The following is a 20,264-nucleotide window of genomic DNA, read 5'->3' as shown; positions in this document are numbered from 1 at the left end:
GCATCCGGGCATCGTGCCAGAGCAGGTGTTGGGTCAGGCGGCCCAGGAGTCGGAGCGTTCGCTGCGGATCACGCGGTCATGCACAGCGGCGCGGCTCAGGCCATCCACCTTGGGGTTGTAGCGGACATCGCCGCGGTCACGACTGTAGACCGAACGGGCACACTTGTCGCACTCCCACGGAAAGAGCCGGAAGATCTGACACATATAACGTTGCCACGCATTCGCGCTGGCGCGGCGGTGGAAGCGGCCTTGGCCGCAGTTTGGACAGGTAGCCGTCGCAGGATGGAGGATCATGTTGCGCGGGAATCTCCTTCGCCTGGTTTTTAATATCTGCTGCATCTCGCGGGCCAAATATAACTCATTGAATTCAATAGGTTTTTCGCGTCGTTCCAGCCGCAGCGAAGAAAAAAGGATGCAACCCGCGGCAGATTTTTCCTTGCCGGAAGGGCTACAGTGGACGGAATGGACGTACCCACCCACCGCATTCTGGCCATGGACATCGGGGATACCTTCGTCGGCTTGGCGATGACCACCGGCGTGGGTGACGCCGTCGAACCCCTGTTCACCCTGCGCCGCACCAAGCTGAAAGAGGACGCGAAGAACATCGCCCGCCTGCTGCGTAAGCACCAGGTGGCGGAACTGGTGGCCGGCCTGCCCCGCAATATGGATGGCACGGAAGGCAAACAGGCGCTGGCCGCGCGCGCGTTCGGTGACGCCGTAGCGGCTGCCAGTGGCATGCAGGTGGTTTATTTTGACGAACGCCTGACCACGCAGGAGGCTCACCAGCGGCTGAACCAGTCCGGCTACGGAACCGGCAATCGCAAGCTGGTGCTGGACCAGGTGGCGGCCATCGTTCTGCTGGAGAGCTACCTGGCTGAGAGGTCGTACCTCGAGGCCCGGCTTCGCCCACCCGTCGTATAATCAGTGTTCCGAACGAATGCCGCATGTGGGCGCTGCCCTCGCGTGGTTCCAACAGCGCGAGTGGATGCGCTGTATTTCATTTCAAAGGCCTGAAGCGAAGATGCCTGAGCACATCAAAAAGAGACTCGAAGAACAGATCAAGGCGCTGGAGTATGAGCTGACCACCGAGCTGCCGGCAGAGATCAAGCGTGCCGTCGCCCTGGGCGATCTGAGTGAAAACGCGGAGTACCATTCCGCCAAGCAGCGCCAGGAATTCGTCAACGCCCACCTGGGCCAGCTGAAGAAGCGCATGGCCGAGCTGTCGATGGTCAACCTGGCCAACATTCCGCACAACAAGGTCGGCTTCGGTTCTACCGTTGTGGTGTTTGATTCCAGCAAGGATGAAGAGATTACCTACAAGCTGGTCACCAGCGAAGAGTCCGACGTGACCCTGGGACTGATCTCCACCACCTCGCCCATCGGTCGTTCGCTGGTCGGCAAGGAAGTCGGCGACATCGCCACCGTGGTAACCCCCGGCGGCAAGCGCGAGCTGGAAGTGCTGAAGCTCACCACCATTCACGATTCGGCGGAGTAACTGAGATGGCAAAGGACTTTGACTTCGATCAATTTGTCGAAGACATTGCTCCTGATGTCATGGCCGTATTGGAACGCCAGAATTTCTTCTCGCAGTTGGAGACAGAGATTTATCCGACCGGAAAGATGGAGGAATCGCGTTGTATCCACGATTTCTCCGTATCGCTGCGTCTGCTTACCAATTTAGGGCACGATAAAGATGCGCAAGAGGATGTGCTGTCTGTCCTTCGTTCAAAGGGTGGGTTTTGCGACTGCGAAGCCGTTTTGAACGCGGCTCCGGAGAGTGAAGTGCGCAAGGCCTACTGGATGGCAGAACACGCAAAATTACAGATCAAATCTTCCTGATTAACGGGGAACCTACGTTCTGGGCATCGCGCACTTCCTTTCATCATGAAGACTCCGGGTGCCCCATCCATACGCGCAGCGGATGGGTGGGAACCCCGCATCTGCCGGGTGCCCCACCCTCGCAACGCTAGGGTGGGTTCGACAGCCACTGCCTTTCTTGTTTGTCATCCCGCAGCGCAGCGAAGGGATCTGCTTTTCTCTTGCCCCTAATCCCTAACCCCTTGCATCCTGCCCCCCTTTCCCCTAACCCGGGTGCCCCACCCTCGCAACGCTAGGGTGGGCGGTGAGCCACCACTCTGGGTGCCCCCTCCATACGCGCAGCGGATGGGTGGGATGCGGATGCCCGGGAAAACCGGCGGGCCAAAGGCCCCATCCATACCAGCCTGGGGCAACGCCCCAGGTCACAAGCCAAAGACAGAGAAAAAGCACTGAAAGTGCGCCCTATAAGAAACGTTACCCATCTCCAACGGAACCGAACATCCGTCCCCGGCGTACTCCCTTCCATCATGAAGACGCTCCTCCTCGCCCTCGTTCTAGCAACTGGCAACGTGTACCTGGCAACCGCCCAACCCCCCACCACCGCCAGCCAGCAGCAGGAGATCTACACCGCTCTCACCGGCGAGTGGACAGGCGTTCTGGAATACCGTGACTACCAGTCGGATGGCCGCGTGAAGCTGCCCACCTGGCTGCGCATCCATCCCGAGGGGAACGGTCTGCGCTTCTCCTACATCTACGATGACGGCCCAACCAAGACGGTCGTTGAGTCCTCGTTGGTCACCATCGACCCCGCGAAAGCGCTCTACATCTCGCAGAGCGAGACCGGGAAGCCCGACCCTTCCGCCATCACCGGCCTGGAGAAGCTGAAAAACGGACGCGGCACGCTGGTGCTCAGCGGTACGGGAACCGACAACAACAAGCCCGCCGAGGTTCGCACCACCCTGCGGATCACCCGCAATCTGCTGGAGATGACGCGCGAAGTGAAGCTGGCCGGAGAAGACTACAAGTTCCGTCACGCCTACACCTTCACCCGGTCCGCAGCTCCTTCCACCATGAATGCCATCCAGCATTGATTTGGCCTCTCCGCTCCGGGCATTTAGACTAGTAAACGGTACATAATGACCTGGACAAGTGCATTTGGAAGCGCCTGCGGCTGGTTGCTGCAGAAGATCGTCAACGGTCTGGCGCTCTCCCGCATCTCCCCGAACACGCTCACCTTCATCGGCCTGATCATCAACATCGTGGCAGCCTTCTTCTTTGGCTACGCACGGGCCGCGAATGCTGACCGTATGTTCCTCTACGCCGGGCTGGTCATCATTGGCGCCGGATTGTTTGACATGGTGGATGGCCGCGTCGCGCGCCAGACCAACCAGGTCTCGGTCTTCGGAGCCTTCTTCGATTCCGTCATCGACCGCTACTCTGATGTCGCTCTGTTCTTCGGCCTTCTGGTCTTCTACGCGCGCGGCAACCGGTTCTTCTACGTCTTCCTGGCGGCGTTCGTCATGACCACCAGCCTCATGGTCAGCTACACCCGCGCACGCGCCGAGGCGCTGATCGGCAGCTGCAAGGTCGGCTTCATGGAGCGCCCGGAGCGCATCGTGCTCATCATCCTGGGCGCGCTGTTCAACCACTGGGGAACCATGGCTCCTGCTCTGTGGGTGCTGGCCGTGCTGTCCACCATCACGGTGATCCACCGCATCCGCTACACGTATCTGGAAACCGAACGGCGCAAGCTTCAACCGGCCAGGTAAAGCCCATCGTCAGGGCATGGCTTTAGCCATGCCGCACAGACCCACAAAAAGAACCGGCTTTAGCCGCTGAGGTAGATCACTCTCAGGGGCTAAAGCCCTTTGTCTTTCTGCACGCCATTGGCACGGCATAAAGCCATGCCGTGACGGGAGCCGCCCTAGCCCTTAAACCCGCCCCCGATGTGTTCTCCCGTCTTCAGGTCCACCACGAAGGGGACCTCCTTGTCGGCCATCATGTCCCATCCCACGCCGTGCAGCGTGGCGCCTTCCACACGCAGGCCGGTCATGCCTTCCCATGTCAGCTTCTTCGTCTGCCATGCCACGCCGCCGGCTCCGTAAGCCACCACCGTGTGGAAGCCCGCGAACAGCAGCAGCCCGGCCTCGACCGACACCAGTACTTCTGTGACCGGGCGCTGCGGAACCAGCAGCGCCTGCTCCGGGGCAGCCGTATCCACCACGCACGCATAACCGCCGGAGACCAGGCAGATCTCCTGCGGGCGGGGGCAGCTCCAGATACCGTTCGGCAGGGAAGCATCAGCAAAGCCCCGCGCGCAGGTGGCCAGAAACTCGCCCCCCGTGGCGGGCTTTACCGTGGCATACATCGCACCACGCGCCAGCGCCTCTTCTTCGCCCGCAACCGCGCGAGGATAGGTGAACTGCCGTGCAGGAGCTATCAGCGGAGGCCCGGTCAACACCTGGGCCTTCCAATCAGCAGGAAACGAAAGCGTAAGACTCACACTTCTAGCTTATTCGCCGGGAACGTGCGGGCCATACTTGTCCCAGTTGTTGGTGATCTCATGCAGCGCCTTGCTGCCCACACGCCATGCGTTCTCCACGGCGGGCCGCGTGCCAATGTACGGCGAGTTCACGCTCTGGATAGCCGTATACCCGGGCCGCGGCATGGAGAAGTTTGACCCCGTGCGCAGCACCATTAGCCGGTTGAAGTTGGCCTTCTTCATATGCTCCAGCCGCTTCAGGGCCTCGGCAAAGGCGGAGTCTTCCATCTCCGTCATCACGAAGTTGCCCTGCCCGTCGGTGAACAGCTTCACCCAGTCATTGGCGAAGTCAGTCATCAGCTTGCCGTGCCAGTAGCTGTCTGACGCGAAACTGTCTCCGATCAGCACAAACGGCGGCTTCTGCGCATTGGGATAACCGGTGAAGCTCTTGCGGAACTCGGCGACCTTGGGGTCATCCAGCAGCTCGGTATCCTTGGTCAGCTTGTATGCCCAGGCGGTCAGACCTGGGTTCAGCGCATAGGCGTTCACGCGGTCGTTGATCACGCCACCGGCCGGCGGCAGTTTGTTGGGCTCATGCGCGCCAATCGCGAAATAACCCGTCGACCAGTCTTTCGGCATCTCGCGCGGGTCAATGTAGCGGGAGATATCGTTGATCACGTAGTTGGCCCACGCCGCCGATCCGATGCCCGCATCGCTGGGGTCCACGCCCGCAATGCCGTTCACCAGCCAATACGCCTGCGTCAGGTCAAAGCGCGGATCAAGCCCCAGCGCCATCAGCGAGGTGCTGGCATTCACCAGCGTCGTCCCGCTGACGATGCCCAGCACCGTGTGGTCCTTGTTCGAGCGGATGGGATGGATGCCGCCGGGGAACTCGAGGGTCTCCGTCAGGTGCTCGCGTTCCACCCACAGCTGGAACTCCCCCGGAATGTCGCCTTCATCCTTGCCGATCTCAAAGGTCGTGACAATAACGGCCTTCACCGGCCACGGCTTCTGCGCCTGCTGCGCGCAGGCAAGGGGGGCAAGGATCGAGAGCAGGCCAATGGCGGCGCGGCGAAGAGACAGCATGAAAATTTCTCCTGTATGGGGCGAGAATAGCATCTGAGAGAGCTATGGCAGTGCTCGAAGTCCATCGCGGAGACATTACCCGGCTGGCGGTCGACGCTATCGTCAACGCCGCCAACTCGTCGCTCCTCGGTGGCGGAGGCGTGGACGGAGCCATCCATCGCGCCGCCGGCATGCAGCTGGTGGAGGCCTGCCGCAAGCTCCACGGCTGCAGGACCGGAGAGGCCAAGGCCACTCCCGGCTTCCGCCTGCCCGCAAAGTTCGTCTTCCACACGGTGGGTCCGGTGTGGAACGGCGGCAGCCTGAACGAAGAAGCTCTGCTGGCAAGCTGCTACAGCCGCTGCCTCGATCTCGCACGCGACCATGGCGTGCAGACCCTCGCCTTCCCGGCCATCTCCACCGGCATCTACCGCTTCCCGGTCAAGCTCGCGACAGAGATTGCCGTCCGCACCGTGTGCGCGCACGAATACACCGCACAGCTTGAACGCGTTCTGTTCGTGGTCTTCAACGACGAAGCCGAGCAGGCATACTCCGCTCTGCTCGGCTTATAGTTCGTCTCCCGTCTTTCTGTGTCATCTCGACCGGAGCGAAGAGACCTGCATTTTCAGAGAGCAGTCGCGTCAGCGACTGCCACTTCACTCCGTTTCCAGAGCCTCGCGCAGGCGTCCGCCCGCATGCTGCAGCTTGGCCACCGCTCCATCCACGGACAACCCAAGCTTCTGCATCACCACGGCCACCTTCACGTTGCCGGCCTCTGCCAGCAGGCCGGTGGCGGTGTCATGGTTCACCTCTGCAATCTCCATGATGATGCGCTCGGCGCGGTCCACCAGCTTCTCATTCGTGGGCTGCACATTCACCATCAGGTTGCTGTACGTCAGCCCGGTCTTGATCATCAGCCCGGTGGTGATCATGTTCAGCACCAGCTTGGTGGCAGTACCCGCCTTCATGCGCGTGCTTCCGGTCAGCACTTCGGGGCCGGGAACAGGTGTGATCTGCAGTTCGGCGGCCTTGGAGACAGGCGAGTCCGGCACGCAGGAGAACCCCACTGTCAGCGCTCCAATCGACCGGGCCCAGGCAATGGCGCCCAGCACGTAGGGCGTGCGTCCGCTGGCGGCAATGCCCACCAGCGTATCGCCTTCGGCAAAGCCGGCGGCTTCCAGGTCTTTCGCGCCCAGCTCGGGCGAGTCCTCAATCTTCTCGGCGGCCTTCCTCAGCGCGGAATCACCACCGGCGATCAGCCCCTGCACCAGCGTGGGAGACACGCTGAAGGTCGGCGGGCACTCCGAGGCATCCAGAACGCCCAGGCGGCCCGAGGTTCCGGCCCCGATATAAAACAGCCGTCCGCCACCGACAATTCGCGGAACAAGCGCGTCCAACACAGCAGCAATGCGCGGCACTTCGGCCTCAACGGCGGTGATCACGGCTGCGTCTTCACGGTTCATCAGCGCCAGCATCTCTTCCGTTGGCAGGGAATCGATATTCGTGGTGCGGGGGTTACGGCTCTCAGTAGGAATGCTTGCGAGTTGGACAGAATCAATCGGCACGAGACAATTATCTAGTTGTTGGTTCACGGTTGTCAGTTTTTAGAGCGAAGGCGGCAGGCGCATGCGGAAGTTTGGAGTTCTCGGAATTTTTTTGGCAACGGCACTCGCCTGCATGGCGCAGGCAAAGAAGCCGCTGGTGGTCGTCGTCTCGGTCGATGGCATGCGGCCCGACTACATCACCTACGCCGAGGAGCACAAACTGGAGGTGCCCTTCCTTCTGGGCATGATGCACAACGGCGTCTACGCCCACGGCGTCACCGGTGTTCTGCCTACCTATACCTATCCTTCGCACACCACGCTGGTCACCGGTGTTTGGCCCATCAAACACGGCGTGCTGAATAACCGGCCCTTCGATCCGCTGGGCAAAGACCCCTCCGCCTGGTGGTGGAACTACGACACCATCAAGTCGCCCACGCTGTGGCAGGCCGCGCACCAGGCCGGCGTGAAGACCGCTGCCGTCAACTGGCCCGTCACCAAGGGCGCGCCTATTGACGTCAACATCCCCGAGTTCTGGAACCCCGCGCGCGATGACGACGGTTCCACGCTTGAAAACGCCAGTACTCCGGCGGGCATGCTGAAGGACCTCGAAAAGACCCTGGGCCGCTACCCCAGCAAGGTCGTGGACGTCGCCAACGACCACAAGCGCGTCGACTTCGCCATCGCCATCCTGAAGCAGTACCACCCCGGCCTTCTGGCCGTGCACCTGGCAGGGCTGGACACCGCCCAGCACGAACACGGCCCCTTCTCGGACGCTGCCAACGCCGCCGTGCAGGAAGAGGACAAGCTGGTCAAGCAGATCTACGACGCTGCCCTCGCCCAGGACAAGGACGTCATCTTCTGCGTGCTCAGCGACCACGGCTTTGAGCCGGTCAGCTACTACCTCTCGCTCAAACGCGCCTTCATCGACGCCGGCCTCATCACCGCAGACGCCAAGGGCAACGTCACCAGTTGGAAGGCCATGCCCTGGGTCAGCGGCGGAACAGCAGCCATCCAGTTGAACGACCCCGCAGACGACGCCACCAAGCAGAAGGTGTTCACCCTGCTGCGTACCCTGGCAACGGACCCGGCCAACGGCATCGGTCACGTTTACACCCACAATGAAATCGTGGCCATGGGCGGCTATCCGGACGCTGCCTTCCTCGTCGCCCTGCGTCCCGGCTGGCAGGCCATTGCCGAGCTGAAGCCTGATGTTGTCACCGGGGTCAGCGGCCTGGGGTCCCACGGCTACCTGGCCAGCGACCCCGCCCTGCGCTCGGCGTTTTTCATCATGGGGCCGGGGATCAAGGCCGGTAAAGACCTTGGCATCATCGACATGCGGCAGATCGCCCCCACCCTTGCAGGGGAGCTGGGAGCCAGCCTGCCCACCGCCGACGGTAAGCCAATCGACCTGAAATAGGCCCTTCCGGGGCGCAAAATCGCCCTCAAAATGCCCTAAAATAGTAGTTTCTGGGAGAAAACACGAACCATGGCAGCAGCAACGCAGCTCAGCCTGCAGCAGCAGGTCGAAGACGCCGCGAAGATCGCGGGTCTGAAGGTCACCGAAACCACCTCCGGCACCGATTTCACCGGCAAGCCCACCACGAAGTTCACCCTCGCCAACGCTGAGGGCAAGACCGAGACGCTGGAGTTCAGCGCCAACTTCGACTTCGGCCGCGCCGAGATCCAGGAAGAGCTGAAGACCTACTTTGCCCACGCCGCCAAGCGCCTCCGCAATCCGCGGCCGGACTGCTACGTGACCATCCACGGCCTGCCCCTCAGCTTCCGTAACTTTGCCTGGCCCTTCCACACCTCCACCTCCGGCGCGGACACCTACATCGTCCACGGCGAGGCCTGGCTGGAAGACGGCGCCGAGGCCGTTCTGCACGCCAAGATCTCCGCCTCCATGACGCTGACCTTCGCCGAGATCGTTCCGGCCATGGAACAGCCCTTCGCCGAGAACTTCATCTACAACGCCGTCCGCAAGACCATGGACCAGGGCCAGCTGGAGCTGGTGAAGTCCGGCAACCGCCAGCCGGTGCCCGTCACCACGCGCTACTACTCGCGCTGGCGCAAGAGCTTCGTCTTCAACGACACCACGGAGCAGCTCCGCCTGGACTTCATCGCCAAGAAGGTCTACTGGCTCTCCGGCGTTCTGGGCGCAGGCCAGCCCGTCTGGGTCGTCGACCCCCGCGACGCGCAGTACCTGAACACCACGGTCGAAGACCTGAAGAAGATCGCCAACGACCTGGCCTCCGACGGCGTCATCCAGCTGACCGAGGGCATGGAATACGCCACCCCCACCGAAGGCCTGATGCAGCACCGCGCCGAGTTCGAAAAAGAACTGCAGGACTCCCTGAACTTCGCCAAGCCCCAGTTCAACGAAGACATGCGCGCCGGCAAGGCGAATATGTAACCGGTAGTTTTAGGAATGACAAAAGCCCCGCGCATGCGGGGCTTTTCGCTTTGTGTAGAGCCACCATTTCGGGTGCCCCATCCATCGCGCTCATCGCGATGGGTGGGATGGATGGGGCACCCGGTTTTTCTCCCTTATCCCGGGCGCCGTTTTTCGCTATGCTCTGGAGCATGCAACGACTCGCCCGCCTGCTCGCCCTCGCGCTGGGCTTCGGACTCGCCCTCCCGTCCACCCTCCGCGCCGCCCAGCCCACGCAGCCGCAGTTTGAAGTTGCCACCGTCAAGCTCGACCCCGGCGGAGACCCCCGCCTCGGCTTCTGGAGCATCCCCAATAAGGGCGAGTTCCGCGCCGAGCATGTCACCCTCACCCGCCTGTTCCAACTCGCCTACAACATCGACGCCAGCCAGATCGCCAACCGCCCCTCGTGGATGGACACCGAACTCTACTCAGTGCTGGCGCGGCCGGAGGAGGGTGTCGCCCTCAGCCGCGAAGAGCTCCGCCCCGGCCTGCAGGCGCTGCTGCGCGAAAGACTCCACCTCGTCTGCCACACCGAACTGCGCCAGCGCCGCGGCTACGCCCTCGTCTCCAGCGAGACAGGAACCTGGCGCCCCGGCCCCGGCATCGTCCCCACCAAGGGCGACCACTTCCCCGGCTACCGCATCGACACTGAGAACGGCCACATGGAAGGCTGCAACTGGACGATGGCCACCCTCGCCCAGTACCTCACCCCCGTCACCGGCTTCCCCGTAACCGACGAGACCGGCATCAAGGGCAGCTATGACATCGCCTTCACCTTCGACCCCACCCCGGACGACACCCCGGACACCGGCAGCAACCAGCCCCGCCTCGAAACCGCCCTCCGCCGCGCAACCGGCCTGGAACTACGGGTAAAGACAGTGCCCGTGCAGACAGTGGTGATCGATTCGGTCGATCGGGTGCCGGTGGAGAATTAGCTAGTGGCCAGTAGAAATCAACAGGCCGATTGACCTTTAGTTATTCCCTCACTCCACGCTTTCAAAATTGAAAGGCAAGCTGCGAAATATTCTGAATTTGTTATCGCGTCGGTTGAAAAGGTCTTCACTTCACCCACAGCTGAGGTCTTCGGAGAAGAGCGCGGAAAGACCGAAGCCAATTCAGAAGTCGTGGACAAGATTCTAAAAAGTGTTGGTGGCTTGGCAGATTCGCTCTCTAAGCTGAAGGAGTGACAGGCTGAGGGCAGGCGAAACGACTAGAATCACCACATGACCCACACCGACCACAAGCGGTATTTCATTGACGTCCTCGGCGTCTCCGAGCGCACCATGGAGCGCTGTCTGGGGGAGGCGCTTTCTGCCGGCGGCGACTATGCCGATCTCTACTTTGAGTCGGTGACGACTACCTCCATCGGTGTGGATGAGTCGCTGGTGAAGTCCGCCAGCCAGGGCATCAGCGTGGGCTGCGGCATCCGCGTCCTCTCGGGCGAGCGCACCGGCTTTGCGTACACCGACGATCTTTCCCCGGAGAAGCTTCTGCGCGCGGCCCGTACCGCCGCGCTGATCGCCTCCGGTCCGGCGAAGCAGCAGGTGCAGGGCTTTACCTCGCCTCATACGCCAGAGCTGTATCCCGTGGCCGGCGCCAGCACCGATGCGGAGATTGCGCAGAAGCTCGAACTGATTCTGCGTGCTGACCGTGCCGCGCGTGCCTTCGACAACCGCATTACGCAGGTGCGCGCCGGGTACAACGACGAGCTGCGCCGCATCCTTGTAGCCGCCAGCGACGGCACCTTTGCCAGTGATACCCAGCCGCTGGCCCGCTTCAACGTCTTCGTCATCGCCAAGGACGCGACCAATACCGCGCGCGGCACCAGCGGTGGCGGCGGCCGCGTGACGCTGGACTTCTTTGAAGGCGCGAAGAGCCCCGAGCACTTTGCCCGCGAGGCGGCGCGTACCGCCATTCTGCAGCTTGGCGCCATTGCCGCCCCGGCAGGCGAGATGCCCGTGGTGCTGGGCCCCGGCTGGCCCGGCGTTCTGCTTCACGAGGCGGTAGGCCACGGCCTGGAGGCGGACTTCAACCGCAAGAAGACCTCGGCCTTTGCCGGGTTGATTGGCCAGCAGGTGGCCAGCAGCAAGGTGACGGTGGTGGACAACGGCATCATGCCCAACCGCCGCGGCAGCCTGAACGTGGACGACGAAGGCACCCCGACGCGCGAGAATGTGCTGATTGAAAACGGCATCCTGCGCGGGTATCTGTCGGACAAGCTGTCCGCGCGGCTGATGGGCATACCGTCGACCGGCAGCGGGCGGCGCGAGAGCTACCAGCACATCACCATGCCGCGCATGACCAACACCTATATGCTCGCGGGCGAGGACCAGCCCGAGGACATCATCAAGAGCGTGAAGCGCGGGCTGTACGCGGTGAACTTCGGCGGCGGCCAGGTGGACATCACGAACGGCAAGTTCGTCTTCAGTGCCAGCGAGGCTTACCTGATTGAAGACGGTAAGGTGACGGCCCCGGTGAAGGGCGCAACCCTGATCGGCAACGGACCGGAGGCGCTGAAGTATGTGTCGATGGTGGGCAACGATCTGGCTCTGGATGAGGGCATCGGCACCTGCGGTAAGAGCGGGCAGAGCGTCCCGGTGGGCGTCGGCATGCCAACCGTCAAGCTGGACAAGATGACCGTCGGCGGAACGAACTAAGCTTTCCAGAACAAACAAATGAGGGAGCCGAAAGGCTCCCTCATTTCATGCAATCAACCGCGGCTACTCTGTCTTCTCACTGAACGTGTGAATGCCGCACTCCAGCTTCTTGCCGCCCCAGCGTCCGGCGCGGGCGTTGTTCGGGTCGGTGGAGATAGCCGTGCACGGCTCGCAGCCAATCGACGTATATCCCTTCGCATACAGCGGCAGCTCGGGAATGGCGTGCTGCTTCGCGTACGCGGTCACCTGGTCCCAGGTCCAGTCGGCCAGCAGCGAGATCTTCTTCAGCTCGTGGCCGTTGGGTGTGCGGTGGTCTTCCACCTTCTTCAGGTTGGCGCGCGTGGGCGACTGCTCACGGCGCAGGCCGGTGAACCACACGCCGTATGGCTCCAGCGACTTCATCAGCGGACCCACCTTGCGCAGGTTGCAGCACTCGGTCGGGTTCACGATGTAGAGCAGGCCGCGCTTCGATTCATGCTCGGCCTTCGTGTCCTCGGGCAGGGCATTGATCAGGTTCAGCTTCCACTCGCGCACCATGCGGTCGCGGTACTCATACGTCTCGGCAAAGTGGTAGCCGGTCTCCAGAAAGATGACGGGGATCTCCGGCTGCTGTTTGCGCAGGATGTCGAGAACCACCATGTCTTCCGTCTGGAAGCTGCAGGTAAAGCACGCGGGCACGCCGGTGAACTCGGCAAAGATCTGCGCGGCCAGTTGCTCGGCGTTCAGCGATTCGTACTCGACAGGCGTAGCAACGCTCATACGGTCACTCCCATCTCCACCAGGGCCGCGGTCAGCGCGGCATCGTCGGTAGCGGTGATGGAGACTGCGCCCTCCGCGTCTCCGGCAACAATCGCAATGACTCCGGCAAGCTGCAGGGCGCGGACCGCCACGGGAACCTCGGCAGCGGTAAAGCCCTGCAGCACGACGGCGCGATGTCCGGCAGCGGCCAGCAGTTCGCGCAGGCGCGTGGCAACGGTGGTGTCCTTTACGGCGATCAGCTTCGGAAGCTCGGCCTTCTTCGCGGCTTCAACAGCACGGTCGATCATCAGCGCGCCCACCGTCGCGTTGCTCAGCGGATCGATCAGGATCGCTGCGCCCGTTACGCGGTTGTCGCGATAGGTATCGAAGAACAGCGGCAGGTTGGTCTCAAACTCAACCTCCGCAATGTCGTTCATCTTCAGTTCAGCCGCATCCAGATGCTCAAAGGTGTTCACGTCGACGCGGTAGGGAATGCGCTTTACTTCGGCGCGCACCACGCGCGAGGTCTGCTTCAGCAGGTAGGTCTTACCCACCTCCAGCGGCTCCTCGTGCATCCACACCACCTTCGCTCCAAAGGCATTGCTGACGGTGGGCACGGAGTTGGCCTGCGCATCGGGCGAGATCAGCATCTCGCCGCGGCTCAGGTCAATCTCGTCGGCCAGCTCCAGCGTGATGCTTTCGCCCGGACCCGCGGCCTTCAGGTCGCCGTCCCAGGTCACAATGCGTTTCACCTGCGTGCGGCGTCCGCTGGGCAGCGCCACAACATGCTGACCTTCGCGCACCACGCCGCTGGCCACCTGTCCGGCAAAGCCACGGAAGGTACGGTCGGGGCGCACGACAAGCTGTACCGGGAAGCGCAACGGCTGGTTGGCCACATGCTCGCGCAACGGCACCGTCTCCAGGTAATCCAGCAGCGTGGGGCCGCCGTACCAGGCCATGTTGGTAGAGGGGCTAACGACGTTATCGCCTTCCAGCGCGGAGACCGGGATGATCTCCACATTGCGCAGGCCAAGGCGCCTGGCCAGGGCGCGGAAGTCGGTCTCAATGGTGCGGAACTTCGCCTCGTCGTAGCCAACAAGGTCCATCTTGTTCACGGCGGCGACCACATGCGGAATGCCCAGCAGCGATGCGATGAACGAATGGCGGCGCGACTGCGGCAGAATGCCCTTCGATCCGTCGACCAGCACAATCGCGACATCGGCGGTCGAGGCTCCGGTAGCCATGTTGCGCGTGTACTGCTCGTGGCCCGGCGTGTCGGCAATGATGAACTTGCGCTTCGAGGTCGCGAAGTAACGATACGCCACATCAATCGTGATGCCCTGCTCGCGCTCGGCACGCAGGCCGTCGGTCAGCAGGGACAAGTCCACGCGGCCATTGCCGGCGCGGTTCACACGGCTCTTCGCAACGGATGCGAGCTGGTCCTCGTACACGCTCTTTGTGTCATGCAGCAGGCGGCCAATCAGTGTGCTCTTGCCATCGTCCACGGATCCGGCGGTGGTAAAGCGCAGCAGGTCGCGATCCAGGTGCGCGTCCAGAAACTCGCGGAAGTCGTTGGGGGTATTTACGGCGGTCGTTGCCATTTAGAAGTAGCCCTCCCGCTTCTTGGTTTCCATCGATCCCTCTTCGTCGTGGTCAATCGCGCGGTTCTCACGCTCTGACCTGCGGAAGCTGATCAGTTCCGCTATGATCTTTTCAATCGTGTCTGCCTCGCTGCGGATCGCGCCCGTGCAGGGCATGCAGCCCAGGCTGCGCATCCGGCACATCACCGGCTCAATCTTTTCGCCCGGCAGCAGACGCGTGTTCGGATAGGTCAGCGTGATCTGCCCGCTGCGGATCACCGCTTCGCGCTCGCGTGCAAAGTACAGCGGCACAATAGGAATCTGCTCGGCGTACAGGTAGAGCCAGATATCGAGTTCCGTCCAGTTCGACAACGGAAACACGCGGATGCTCTCACCCTTCTTCAGGCGGGAATTATAGGTCTGCCACAGCTCCGGCCGCTGGTTCTTGGGGTCCCACTGTCCGTTGCCGTCGCGGAAGCTGTACACGCGTTCCTTCGCCCGGCTCTTCTCTTCATCACGGCGAGCGCCGCCAAAGGCAGCGTCGTAGCCGCCCTCTTCCAGGGCATCCAGCAGAGAGCGTGTCTTCAGCAGGCCGCAGCAGTTCTGCGTTCCCAGGTCGAGCGGGTTCGCGCCGTCGGCAATGGCCTTCTCGTTGCGGTGCACAATCAGGTCCGCGCCAATCTCCTTGGCGTAGTTATCGCGAAAGCTGATCATCTCCGGAAACTTGTAGCTGGTGTCAATGTGCAGCAGCGGGAAAGGGAACTTGCCGGGGTAGAAGGCTTTCTGCGCCAGGCGCAGCATGACGCTCGAATCCTTGCCGATGGAGTAGAGCATGACGGGGCGGGCAAACTCGGCCACCGCCTCGCGCAGAATGAAGATGCTCTCAGCCTCCAGCGCGCGAAGGTGGTCCATCTTGCGCGGCGTCAGCAGCTCGGCAACGGACGATGCGGCGTCAGTGGGAAGAAGGGTACTCATAGGCTCCGGGTGAATCCAGATATGTAAATAGGGAAGAACAATGCGCGGGCGCGGGAAGGGCGCTTAGAGAAGACAACAACAGCGGTCTGTAAAGACGCGGCGCATTCTCTTGATTCTAGCAAAAAAATGCGGAGCAGCCTGGAGTGTCGGGCTGCCCCGCGAGCGCAAAACCTTGTATTGCAGCTACTTGGCGGTAACGGTCATGGTGTACGTGGCAGACCGCGTCAGGGTCCCGTCCGTGGCGGACACGGTGATGGTGTACGTGCCGGGATAGGTGGGGTCGGTGTTCCTGCCCGGCAGCTTACCGCTGCAACCGCCCAGCGGCAGCAGGACGGCCAGTGCCAATGCACAGAGAGCGGCCAGCCGCATCATGCCCTGCACACGCCTGCGGGCAAACCACAGCAGTGCTCCTCCTGCTGCTGCGAAGACAGCCATCCACCCACCAAAGCCGCCGGTATAACCAATGACCTGGTACTGCGAGGTTGTGGTGATGGTCAACGCATCCGTCGTTACCGCCGAGAAGGTGGGTGAGCTGCTGGCGAAGCCGCACTTCGTGCCGCCTGCCGTGGTGGAGCAGCTCAGGTTCACCGTCCCGTTGAATCCGCCGATCGGCGTCAACGTCACCGTGGAAGCCAGCGAGTAGCCCGCAATCGTGTTGCCCGATGCGGGGTTCAAGGCGATGGAGAAGTCCACGCCGTTGCCGGTCAGCGCAACCGTTACCACCGGCACCTTGGTGTCGTTGGTATTGATGGTCAACGTGCCGGTGCGTGTACCGGTGGTGGTCGGCGTAAATGTGATGGTCGCCGTGCAGCTGGCAAGCCCCGCCAGCGTGCCGCCGCAGGTGGTGGTGTAGGCGTAGTCGCCTGTAATCGAGAGGGAAGTTAGCGCGATGGCCGCGTTGGTGTAGTTGGTGATGGTCACTGCCTGCGCCGCGGAGCGAAGACCAAGATCCACGTTGCCAAAGCTGAGTGAGGTCGGGGAAGCTTCCACGTCTGCCACGCCGCGACCGGTCAGGGATGCGGTCAACGTGCCATTCACGCTGCTGGTGGAGGTAAGGGTCAGCGTCCCGGTCTGTGTTCCCAGCGCCGCCGGTGCAAAAGCCACCAGCACCGTGCAGCTTGATGAGGCGGCCACCGTGCCGCAATTGTTCGCGGCAATGGTCCAGCCGCTGCTCACCGTTGCGGAGCTTACCTTCAGCGCAATCGTGCTGGTGTTGGTCCAGGTAAAGGTCTGCGCCGTGCTGGTCGAGTTCAGCACCACGTTGCCATAGCTGGCGCTGGTGGGTGACAGCGTTGCCGTGGTGGGCAGTCCATTGCCGGTCAGCGATACTGTCATCGCCGATCCCGTGGTTGCATCGGTCGTGATGGTCAGGGTGGCCGCGCGCGTGCCGATCGCCGTCGGTGCAAAGGTGACGGTCACGGTGCAGGTCGCCTGGTCCGCCAGCGACAGGCAGTCAGAAGTCTGCGTGTAATCGCCCGCATTGGTGCCGCTGATGGCGATGTTGCTTACGTTCACCGTCGAGGTAAAGCCCGAGGTGTTCTGTACCGTCACCGAGAGCGACTTCGAGCCGCCAACATACACATCGCCAAAGCTCAGTGAGCTGGCAGAGACCGTAGCCGAGGTCGGCACGGCGGGAATCAGGAAGCTGACCACCTGGCCATCGTTGGCCGTCAATCCGGCGGCGGTGGAGGAGCTGTTGGCGTTCGCCGCCGCGAAGTCCGCGGAGAAGTGCGGCTGCACCACGCTGGTCTCATAGCTGGCCAGCGAGTTCTGCGCCGTGGTCGATGCGGTCACGGTAGAAGACGCAAGAATATGCTCCACCGCCTCCGAGTTGCCCCGCGTAATCGCGTTATAGCGCTGCAGGGTGGTCACGCTCCTGGTGAAGTTCTGCAAAGCTCCGGTCGTGGCCGTCGCTTGATACAGCGTCACGGCGGTTGCCGCCGCCGGCGATCCTCGGATGACGCCCAGCACATCCACATAGCCGTCGCTGAACTCCGTGGCGTTGAAGTTGCCGTTTACCAGAACGTTCTCTCCGGCATCCTGCTCGGTCTGCACTAGCTGGCTTACGAAATAGGCCTGCGCTGCGCGGCGAGCGCGAACATCGGCACCCAGCGTGGTGTCGCCAATGTTGTCGCGGCTGGCCAGGTGCACGTTGATCACCGTCACCGGGTAGTTCTTCCCCACCCGGTGTACACCCGCCTTCAGCATCAGTGGAGGCCGCTCAAACAGCGTCCCTCCGCTGTACGTGGTGCTGGCGCCTACCTGCGCTACAGACTCCACATCGATACGCGAGGTATTCACCAGGAAGCCAGGGTTCAGGCTGTTCGTATCGTTAGTCAACCCCAGGTAGCCCTGGTAGCTGGTGCCCGCCAGTGTGTTCACCGCGTTGGCAAGATCGTTCAGCGTGGCCTGGTCCTGCACCTCCTGCACGCTCAGAATGTCCGGCGTGCCCAGTGAGTTCACAATGGCCAGTGCTGCCTTGGTCAGGCGGCGCGTATAGGCAGCCGCGCTGATAGCTACGGACCCGGTCGTCGCTCCCGTGGTCGAGTAGAAGCGGTTCAGATCCAGCGTGCCCACCTGGAAGTGCGTGGAGTCCGCCGTAGCCGAGGTGGTGGTGGCGACACTGCCGCCCACAGTGCAGACACTGGTGGGGAAGACGAGTAGCCGCGCATAGCCCAGCGTGTAGTCAATCAGGCCGATACCCGCCGTCGCACCCACCTTAATGTTTGCCCCCGTAGTGCAGCTGATCGTCTGTCCCACGGTGATATCCACTGCCGTGCCGCCAAAGGTGGTCGTATCAATCAGAATGCGCTGCGGATTGCCGCCCCAGGTCGCCACCGTGCCGGGAGCGCCCGTGGGTACATACTCATCGCCCGCGATGCCCGTTGCGCGGAACAGGTGGTTGTTGGTAGCACTGTTCGAGTTCAGCGTCGCCCAGAACTGGCCGTTCGAGGTCACCGTTTCGGTCGCCTCATCCAGCGTTCCGCCGGTGGGCGAAACGGCGTAAAACGTGGCGGAGGTCGTCATACCGGTGTACTTCAGCGCGTCGCCAAAGCTGGTCAGCACGCCGCTCACCGAGATGGACTGCGTCATGGTTCCGCCGGTGGCGGTCGTCGTGCAGGAGGTCGGCGTAATGCCCGTGCCTGGGGTATTCGCGGCGGTCAGAGCGGTGGTATTGGTCACCATGCCCACCACGGTCACGGTGTTTCCCACCACGGCGCAGGCGGGGTTGGCTCCGGCCGCATAGAAGACGGGGATGCCCTCGGCGGTGGCCACGCTGTTGTCCCAGTTGCCGCTGGGTTCTGAGATGTAGAAGCCGCCGGTAGTCATCACGCCGACAACGATGCCGGAGGTCGAGACGCTCTTGCCCAGGTAAGGTGAGTTCGGCATGTTTGTCATGATGTCGTGAATGGAGACGGAGGTTTGCGCAAGGCCGGCGCATGAAAAAAGAAGCAGGGACAGCAAACCAGAGGCAGTGCGAGTGAACTGTTGCAAGACGCGGCTCGATTCCGCCCATAGCTCCGCCATGGCGGCTTTACCGCCTGCGTGTGCAGATCTTCAGGGCAGGGAGTGAATATCGATTCGCCAATACAGACGCAGGCTTTGTGAGCCATGGTTACATGGCCGTCAGATTGCCAGGCGTCATTTGGAAGCAAAAGAAAGGTGCCACGAACAGAGTCGTGGCACCTATCGCTTGTATGGAGGCGGGCTGCTCGTCCCCCACGAACAGCCGCTGCCACCCACTCAGGAGGTTTTCAGAGGTCCCCGAAAAATCCCCCTATGGACGAAGACGGGCCATAGAGGGCGTGGGTTACAGCCCAGGCGGCAAATTCTGTTGATAACTAGACCGCCAGCTCGCGGCGGGAAGGAAATTCCTTCACCATCACCGGAGACGGCGCCAGCCGCGGCGCTCCATTTGCAGCCGCAAGCCTTCGGCTGGCCACCAGCACCACCTTGCGGAAGATCTTCAGGGCAGGCGAGTGATTGTTTTCAAGGAAAGCCAGGCCAAGCGTCACGGCTGACAACTCTTCCTCAAACGGAAGCACGGTCACTCCCGGAACCACGCAGGATCGCATGCCATCGGTCGTCATGGCGATGCCTTCTCCAGCGGCTGCATAGGCAAACTGCACCGAGCACGACTGTGGGCTCTCCGTAATCTTCGGCGTAATGCCGAACGGAGCCAGCATACTGTGCAGCGAAGGCTGGTGGAACCGGCAGTCCTTCAGGCGGGATGCAATGATCGGCGTCGAGCGGAAGACCTGGACACTGACCGAGCTTTGCCGCGCCAGCTGGCTTTCGGAACTGACCGCGGCCATCATCTTTTCCTGTCGCAGTGGATCGAAATGGATGCCCTCAATCGGAAGAGCGGGCATCATCAGCAGGGCGTCGACCTTGCCCTCGGGCAGGGCAGCCATCTGCTGCTCGGTGGTCATCTCGCAGACCTCGAGCTCAAAGTTCGGGTACTCGCTGGCCAGCAGCCGAATCACATTCGGCAGCAGAACGAACTGACCCACCGGGCCGCAGGCAATGGTTAGCCGCAGGCGGGAGTCAAGCGATTGCAGGCAGTCGCGCGCCGAATCCACCGTGTCCAGGATGGACTTGGCATACTCGCGGAAGGCCGCTCCGGCCTCCGTCAGGCGCACATGCTGGCGTGTGCGCTCAAACAGGCGGACGCCCAGCGCATGTTCCAGGCCCTTGATTTGAAAGGTCAGCGTGGGCTGACTGATATACAGCGAGCGAGCGGTCTTGCCGTAGTTCAACACCTCGGCAAGGGTAAGAAAACACTGCAACTGCCGGATACGAAAGTCCAAAACCCTCTTCTCCCAGTCCAGATCCTGCTCAGGTTGTCGTGCTTGTTGGTCGCGATGAGCTTCTAGTTTTGCCCCGGTTTGGTTCCTTGTCAATACACGATGAATTCTTCATTTATGAATCACACCTGAAAATTTTTCGATTAGACATCCCGCCCGCCCGCTTTTA

The 20,264-nt window shown here is 62.1% G+C and carries 19 protein-coding genes; 10 read left to right on the top strand and 9 right to left on the bottom strand.

Annotated features, from left to right (window positions below; genetic code table 11):
* Positions 1 to 33: 33 nt before the first annotated feature.
* A complete protein-coding gene (locus tag OHL13_RS13965) occupies positions 34 to 294 on the bottom strand; it encodes a hypothetical protein (protein WP_263410739.1) in 261 nt (86 codons plus the stop codon).
* Positions 295 to 462: 168 nt separating this feature from the next.
* Between OHL13_RS13965 and ruvX the strand changes: the two genes are divergently transcribed.
* From ruvX to OHL13_RS13940, 5 genes are all read left to right on the top strand, one after another.
* Positions 463 to 921, top strand: coding sequence for a Holliday junction resolvase RuvX (gene ruvX, locus OHL13_RS13960; RefSeq protein ID WP_263410738.1), 459 nt, complete (start codon positions 463 to 465; stop codon positions 919 to 921).
* A gap of 100 nt (positions 922 to 1,021) precedes the next feature.
* Positions 1,022 to 1,495 carry a GreA/GreB family elongation factor gene (locus OHL13_RS13955; RefSeq protein ID WP_263410737.1) on the top strand — a complete coding sequence of 158 codons (474 nt, stop codon included), beginning with the start codon at positions 1,022 to 1,024 and terminating at the stop codon, positions 1,493 to 1,495.
* Between the two features lie 5 nt (positions 1,496 to 1,500).
* Positions 1,501 to 1,839 carry a DUF2695 domain-containing protein gene (locus OHL13_RS13950; protein WP_263410736.1) on the top strand — a complete coding sequence of 113 codons (339 nt, stop codon included), beginning with the start codon at positions 1,501 to 1,503 and terminating at the stop codon, positions 1,837 to 1,839.
* A gap of 506 nt (positions 1,840 to 2,345) precedes the next feature.
* Positions 2,346 to 2,909 (top strand): hypothetical protein, encoded by a 564-nt coding sequence (locus OHL13_RS13945; protein ID WP_263410735.1) that lies wholly within the window; start codon positions 2,346 to 2,348, stop codon positions 2,907 to 2,909.
* A 45-nt stretch (positions 2,910 to 2,954) separates the two neighbouring features.
* Positions 2,955 to 3,587: a CDP-alcohol phosphatidyltransferase family protein gene (locus OHL13_RS13940; RefSeq protein ID WP_263410734.1), complete on the top strand. Its 633-nt coding sequence runs from the start codon at positions 2,955 to 2,957 to the stop codon at positions 3,585 to 3,587.
* Between the two features lie 155 nt (positions 3,588 to 3,742).
* Here OHL13_RS13940 and OHL13_RS13935 read toward each other — a convergent pair whose 3' ends face one another.
* Positions 3,743 to 4,321, bottom strand: a complete 579-nt coding sequence (locus OHL13_RS13935) for a hypothetical protein (RefSeq protein ID WP_263410733.1) — start codon at positions 4,319 to 4,321, stop codon at positions 3,743 to 3,745.
* 9 nt (positions 4,322 to 4,330) lie between these two features.
* Positions 4,331 to 5,386, bottom strand: a complete 1,056-nt coding sequence (locus OHL13_RS13930; protein ID WP_263410732.1) for a purine nucleoside permease — start codon at positions 5,384 to 5,386, stop codon at positions 4,331 to 4,333.
* 44 nt (positions 5,387 to 5,430) lie between these two features.
* Between OHL13_RS13930 and OHL13_RS13925 the strand changes: the two genes are divergently transcribed.
* Positions 5,431 to 5,934 carry an O-acetyl-ADP-ribose deacetylase gene (locus OHL13_RS13925; protein ID WP_263410731.1) on the top strand — a complete coding sequence of 168 codons (504 nt, stop codon included), beginning with the start codon at positions 5,431 to 5,433 and terminating at the stop codon, positions 5,932 to 5,934.
* Positions 5,935 to 6,018: 84 nt separating this feature from the next.
* On the opposite strand, the gene murQ is transcribed toward OHL13_RS13925, so the two are convergent.
* Positions 6,019 to 6,927: an N-acetylmuramic acid 6-phosphate etherase gene (gene murQ / locus OHL13_RS13920; RefSeq protein WP_263410730.1), complete on the bottom strand. Its 909-nt coding sequence runs from the start codon at positions 6,925 to 6,927 to the stop codon at positions 6,019 to 6,021.
* Between the two features lie 91 nt (positions 6,928 to 7,018).
* On the opposite strand from murQ, the gene OHL13_RS13915 reads away from it, so the two are divergent.
* The 4 genes from OHL13_RS13915 (at position 7,019) to tldD (ending at position 11,994) form a co-directional block, all read left to right on the top strand.
* The gene (locus tag OHL13_RS13915; RefSeq protein WP_263410729.1) at positions 7,019 to 8,323 is read left to right on the top strand and encodes an alkaline phosphatase family protein; all 1,305 of its coding nucleotides are present in this window, start codon (positions 7,019 to 7,021) and stop codon (positions 8,321 to 8,323) included.
* A gap of 69 nt (positions 8,324 to 8,392) precedes the next feature.
* Positions 8,393 to 9,319, top strand: a complete 927-nt coding sequence (locus OHL13_RS13910; protein ID WP_263410728.1) for a hypothetical protein — start codon at positions 8,393 to 8,395, stop codon at positions 9,317 to 9,319.
* A gap of 170 nt (positions 9,320 to 9,489) precedes the next feature.
* Entirely contained in the window at positions 9,490 to 10,272 is a 783-nt protein-coding gene (locus OHL13_RS13905; protein ID WP_263410727.1) for a TIGR03435 family protein, read from the top strand.
* A 288-nt stretch (positions 10,273 to 10,560) separates the two neighbouring features.
* Positions 10,561 to 11,994 (top strand): metalloprotease TldD, encoded by a 1,434-nt coding sequence (tldD, locus tag OHL13_RS13900; protein ID WP_263410726.1) that lies wholly within the window; start codon positions 10,561 to 10,563, stop codon positions 11,992 to 11,994.
* A 63-nt stretch (positions 11,995 to 12,057) separates the two neighbouring features.
* On the opposite strand, the gene OHL13_RS13895 is transcribed toward tldD, so the two are convergent.
* The 5 genes from OHL13_RS13895 to OHL13_RS13875 all read right to left on the bottom strand — a co-directional run bounded on the left by OHL13_RS13895 (position 12,058) and on the right by OHL13_RS13875 (position 20,098).
* Positions 12,058 to 12,753, bottom strand: coding sequence for a phosphoadenylyl-sulfate reductase (locus OHL13_RS13895; protein ID WP_263410725.1), 696 nt, complete (start codon positions 12,751 to 12,753; stop codon positions 12,058 to 12,060).
* Positions 12,750 to 14,333, bottom strand: a complete 1,584-nt coding sequence (gene cysN / locus OHL13_RS13890; RefSeq protein ID WP_263410724.1) for a sulfate adenylyltransferase subunit CysN — start codon at positions 14,331 to 14,333, stop codon at positions 12,750 to 12,752. The genes OHL13_RS13895 and cysN overlap by 4 nt, the downstream gene beginning before the upstream one ends.
* On the bottom strand, positions 14,334 to 15,287 hold the full coding sequence (gene cysD / locus OHL13_RS13885; protein ID WP_263410723.1) for a sulfate adenylyltransferase subunit CysD: 954 nt from the start codon (positions 15,285 to 15,287) through the stop codon (positions 14,334 to 14,336).
* A 183-nt stretch (positions 15,288 to 15,470) separates the two neighbouring features.
* Positions 15,471 to 18,677, bottom strand: a complete 3,207-nt coding sequence (locus tag OHL13_RS13880; protein ID WP_263410722.1) for a choice-of-anchor D domain-containing protein — start codon at positions 18,675 to 18,677, stop codon at positions 15,471 to 15,473.
* A 452-nt stretch (positions 18,678 to 19,129) separates the two neighbouring features.
* Positions 19,130 to 20,098 (bottom strand): LysR family transcriptional regulator, encoded by a 969-nt coding sequence (locus tag OHL13_RS13875; RefSeq protein ID WP_263410721.1) that lies wholly within the window; start codon positions 20,096 to 20,098, stop codon positions 19,130 to 19,132.
* Between the last annotated feature and the right edge of the window lie 166 nt (positions 20,099 to 20,264).

This window comes from Terriglobus tenax (assembly GCF_025685395.1).
GTDB classification, from domain to species: Bacteria; Acidobacteriota; Terriglobia; order Terriglobales; family Acidobacteriaceae; genus Terriglobus; species Terriglobus tenax.
Note: the sequence above shows the minus strand (reverse complement) of the source record. Positions and strands in the feature narration are given on the sequence as shown.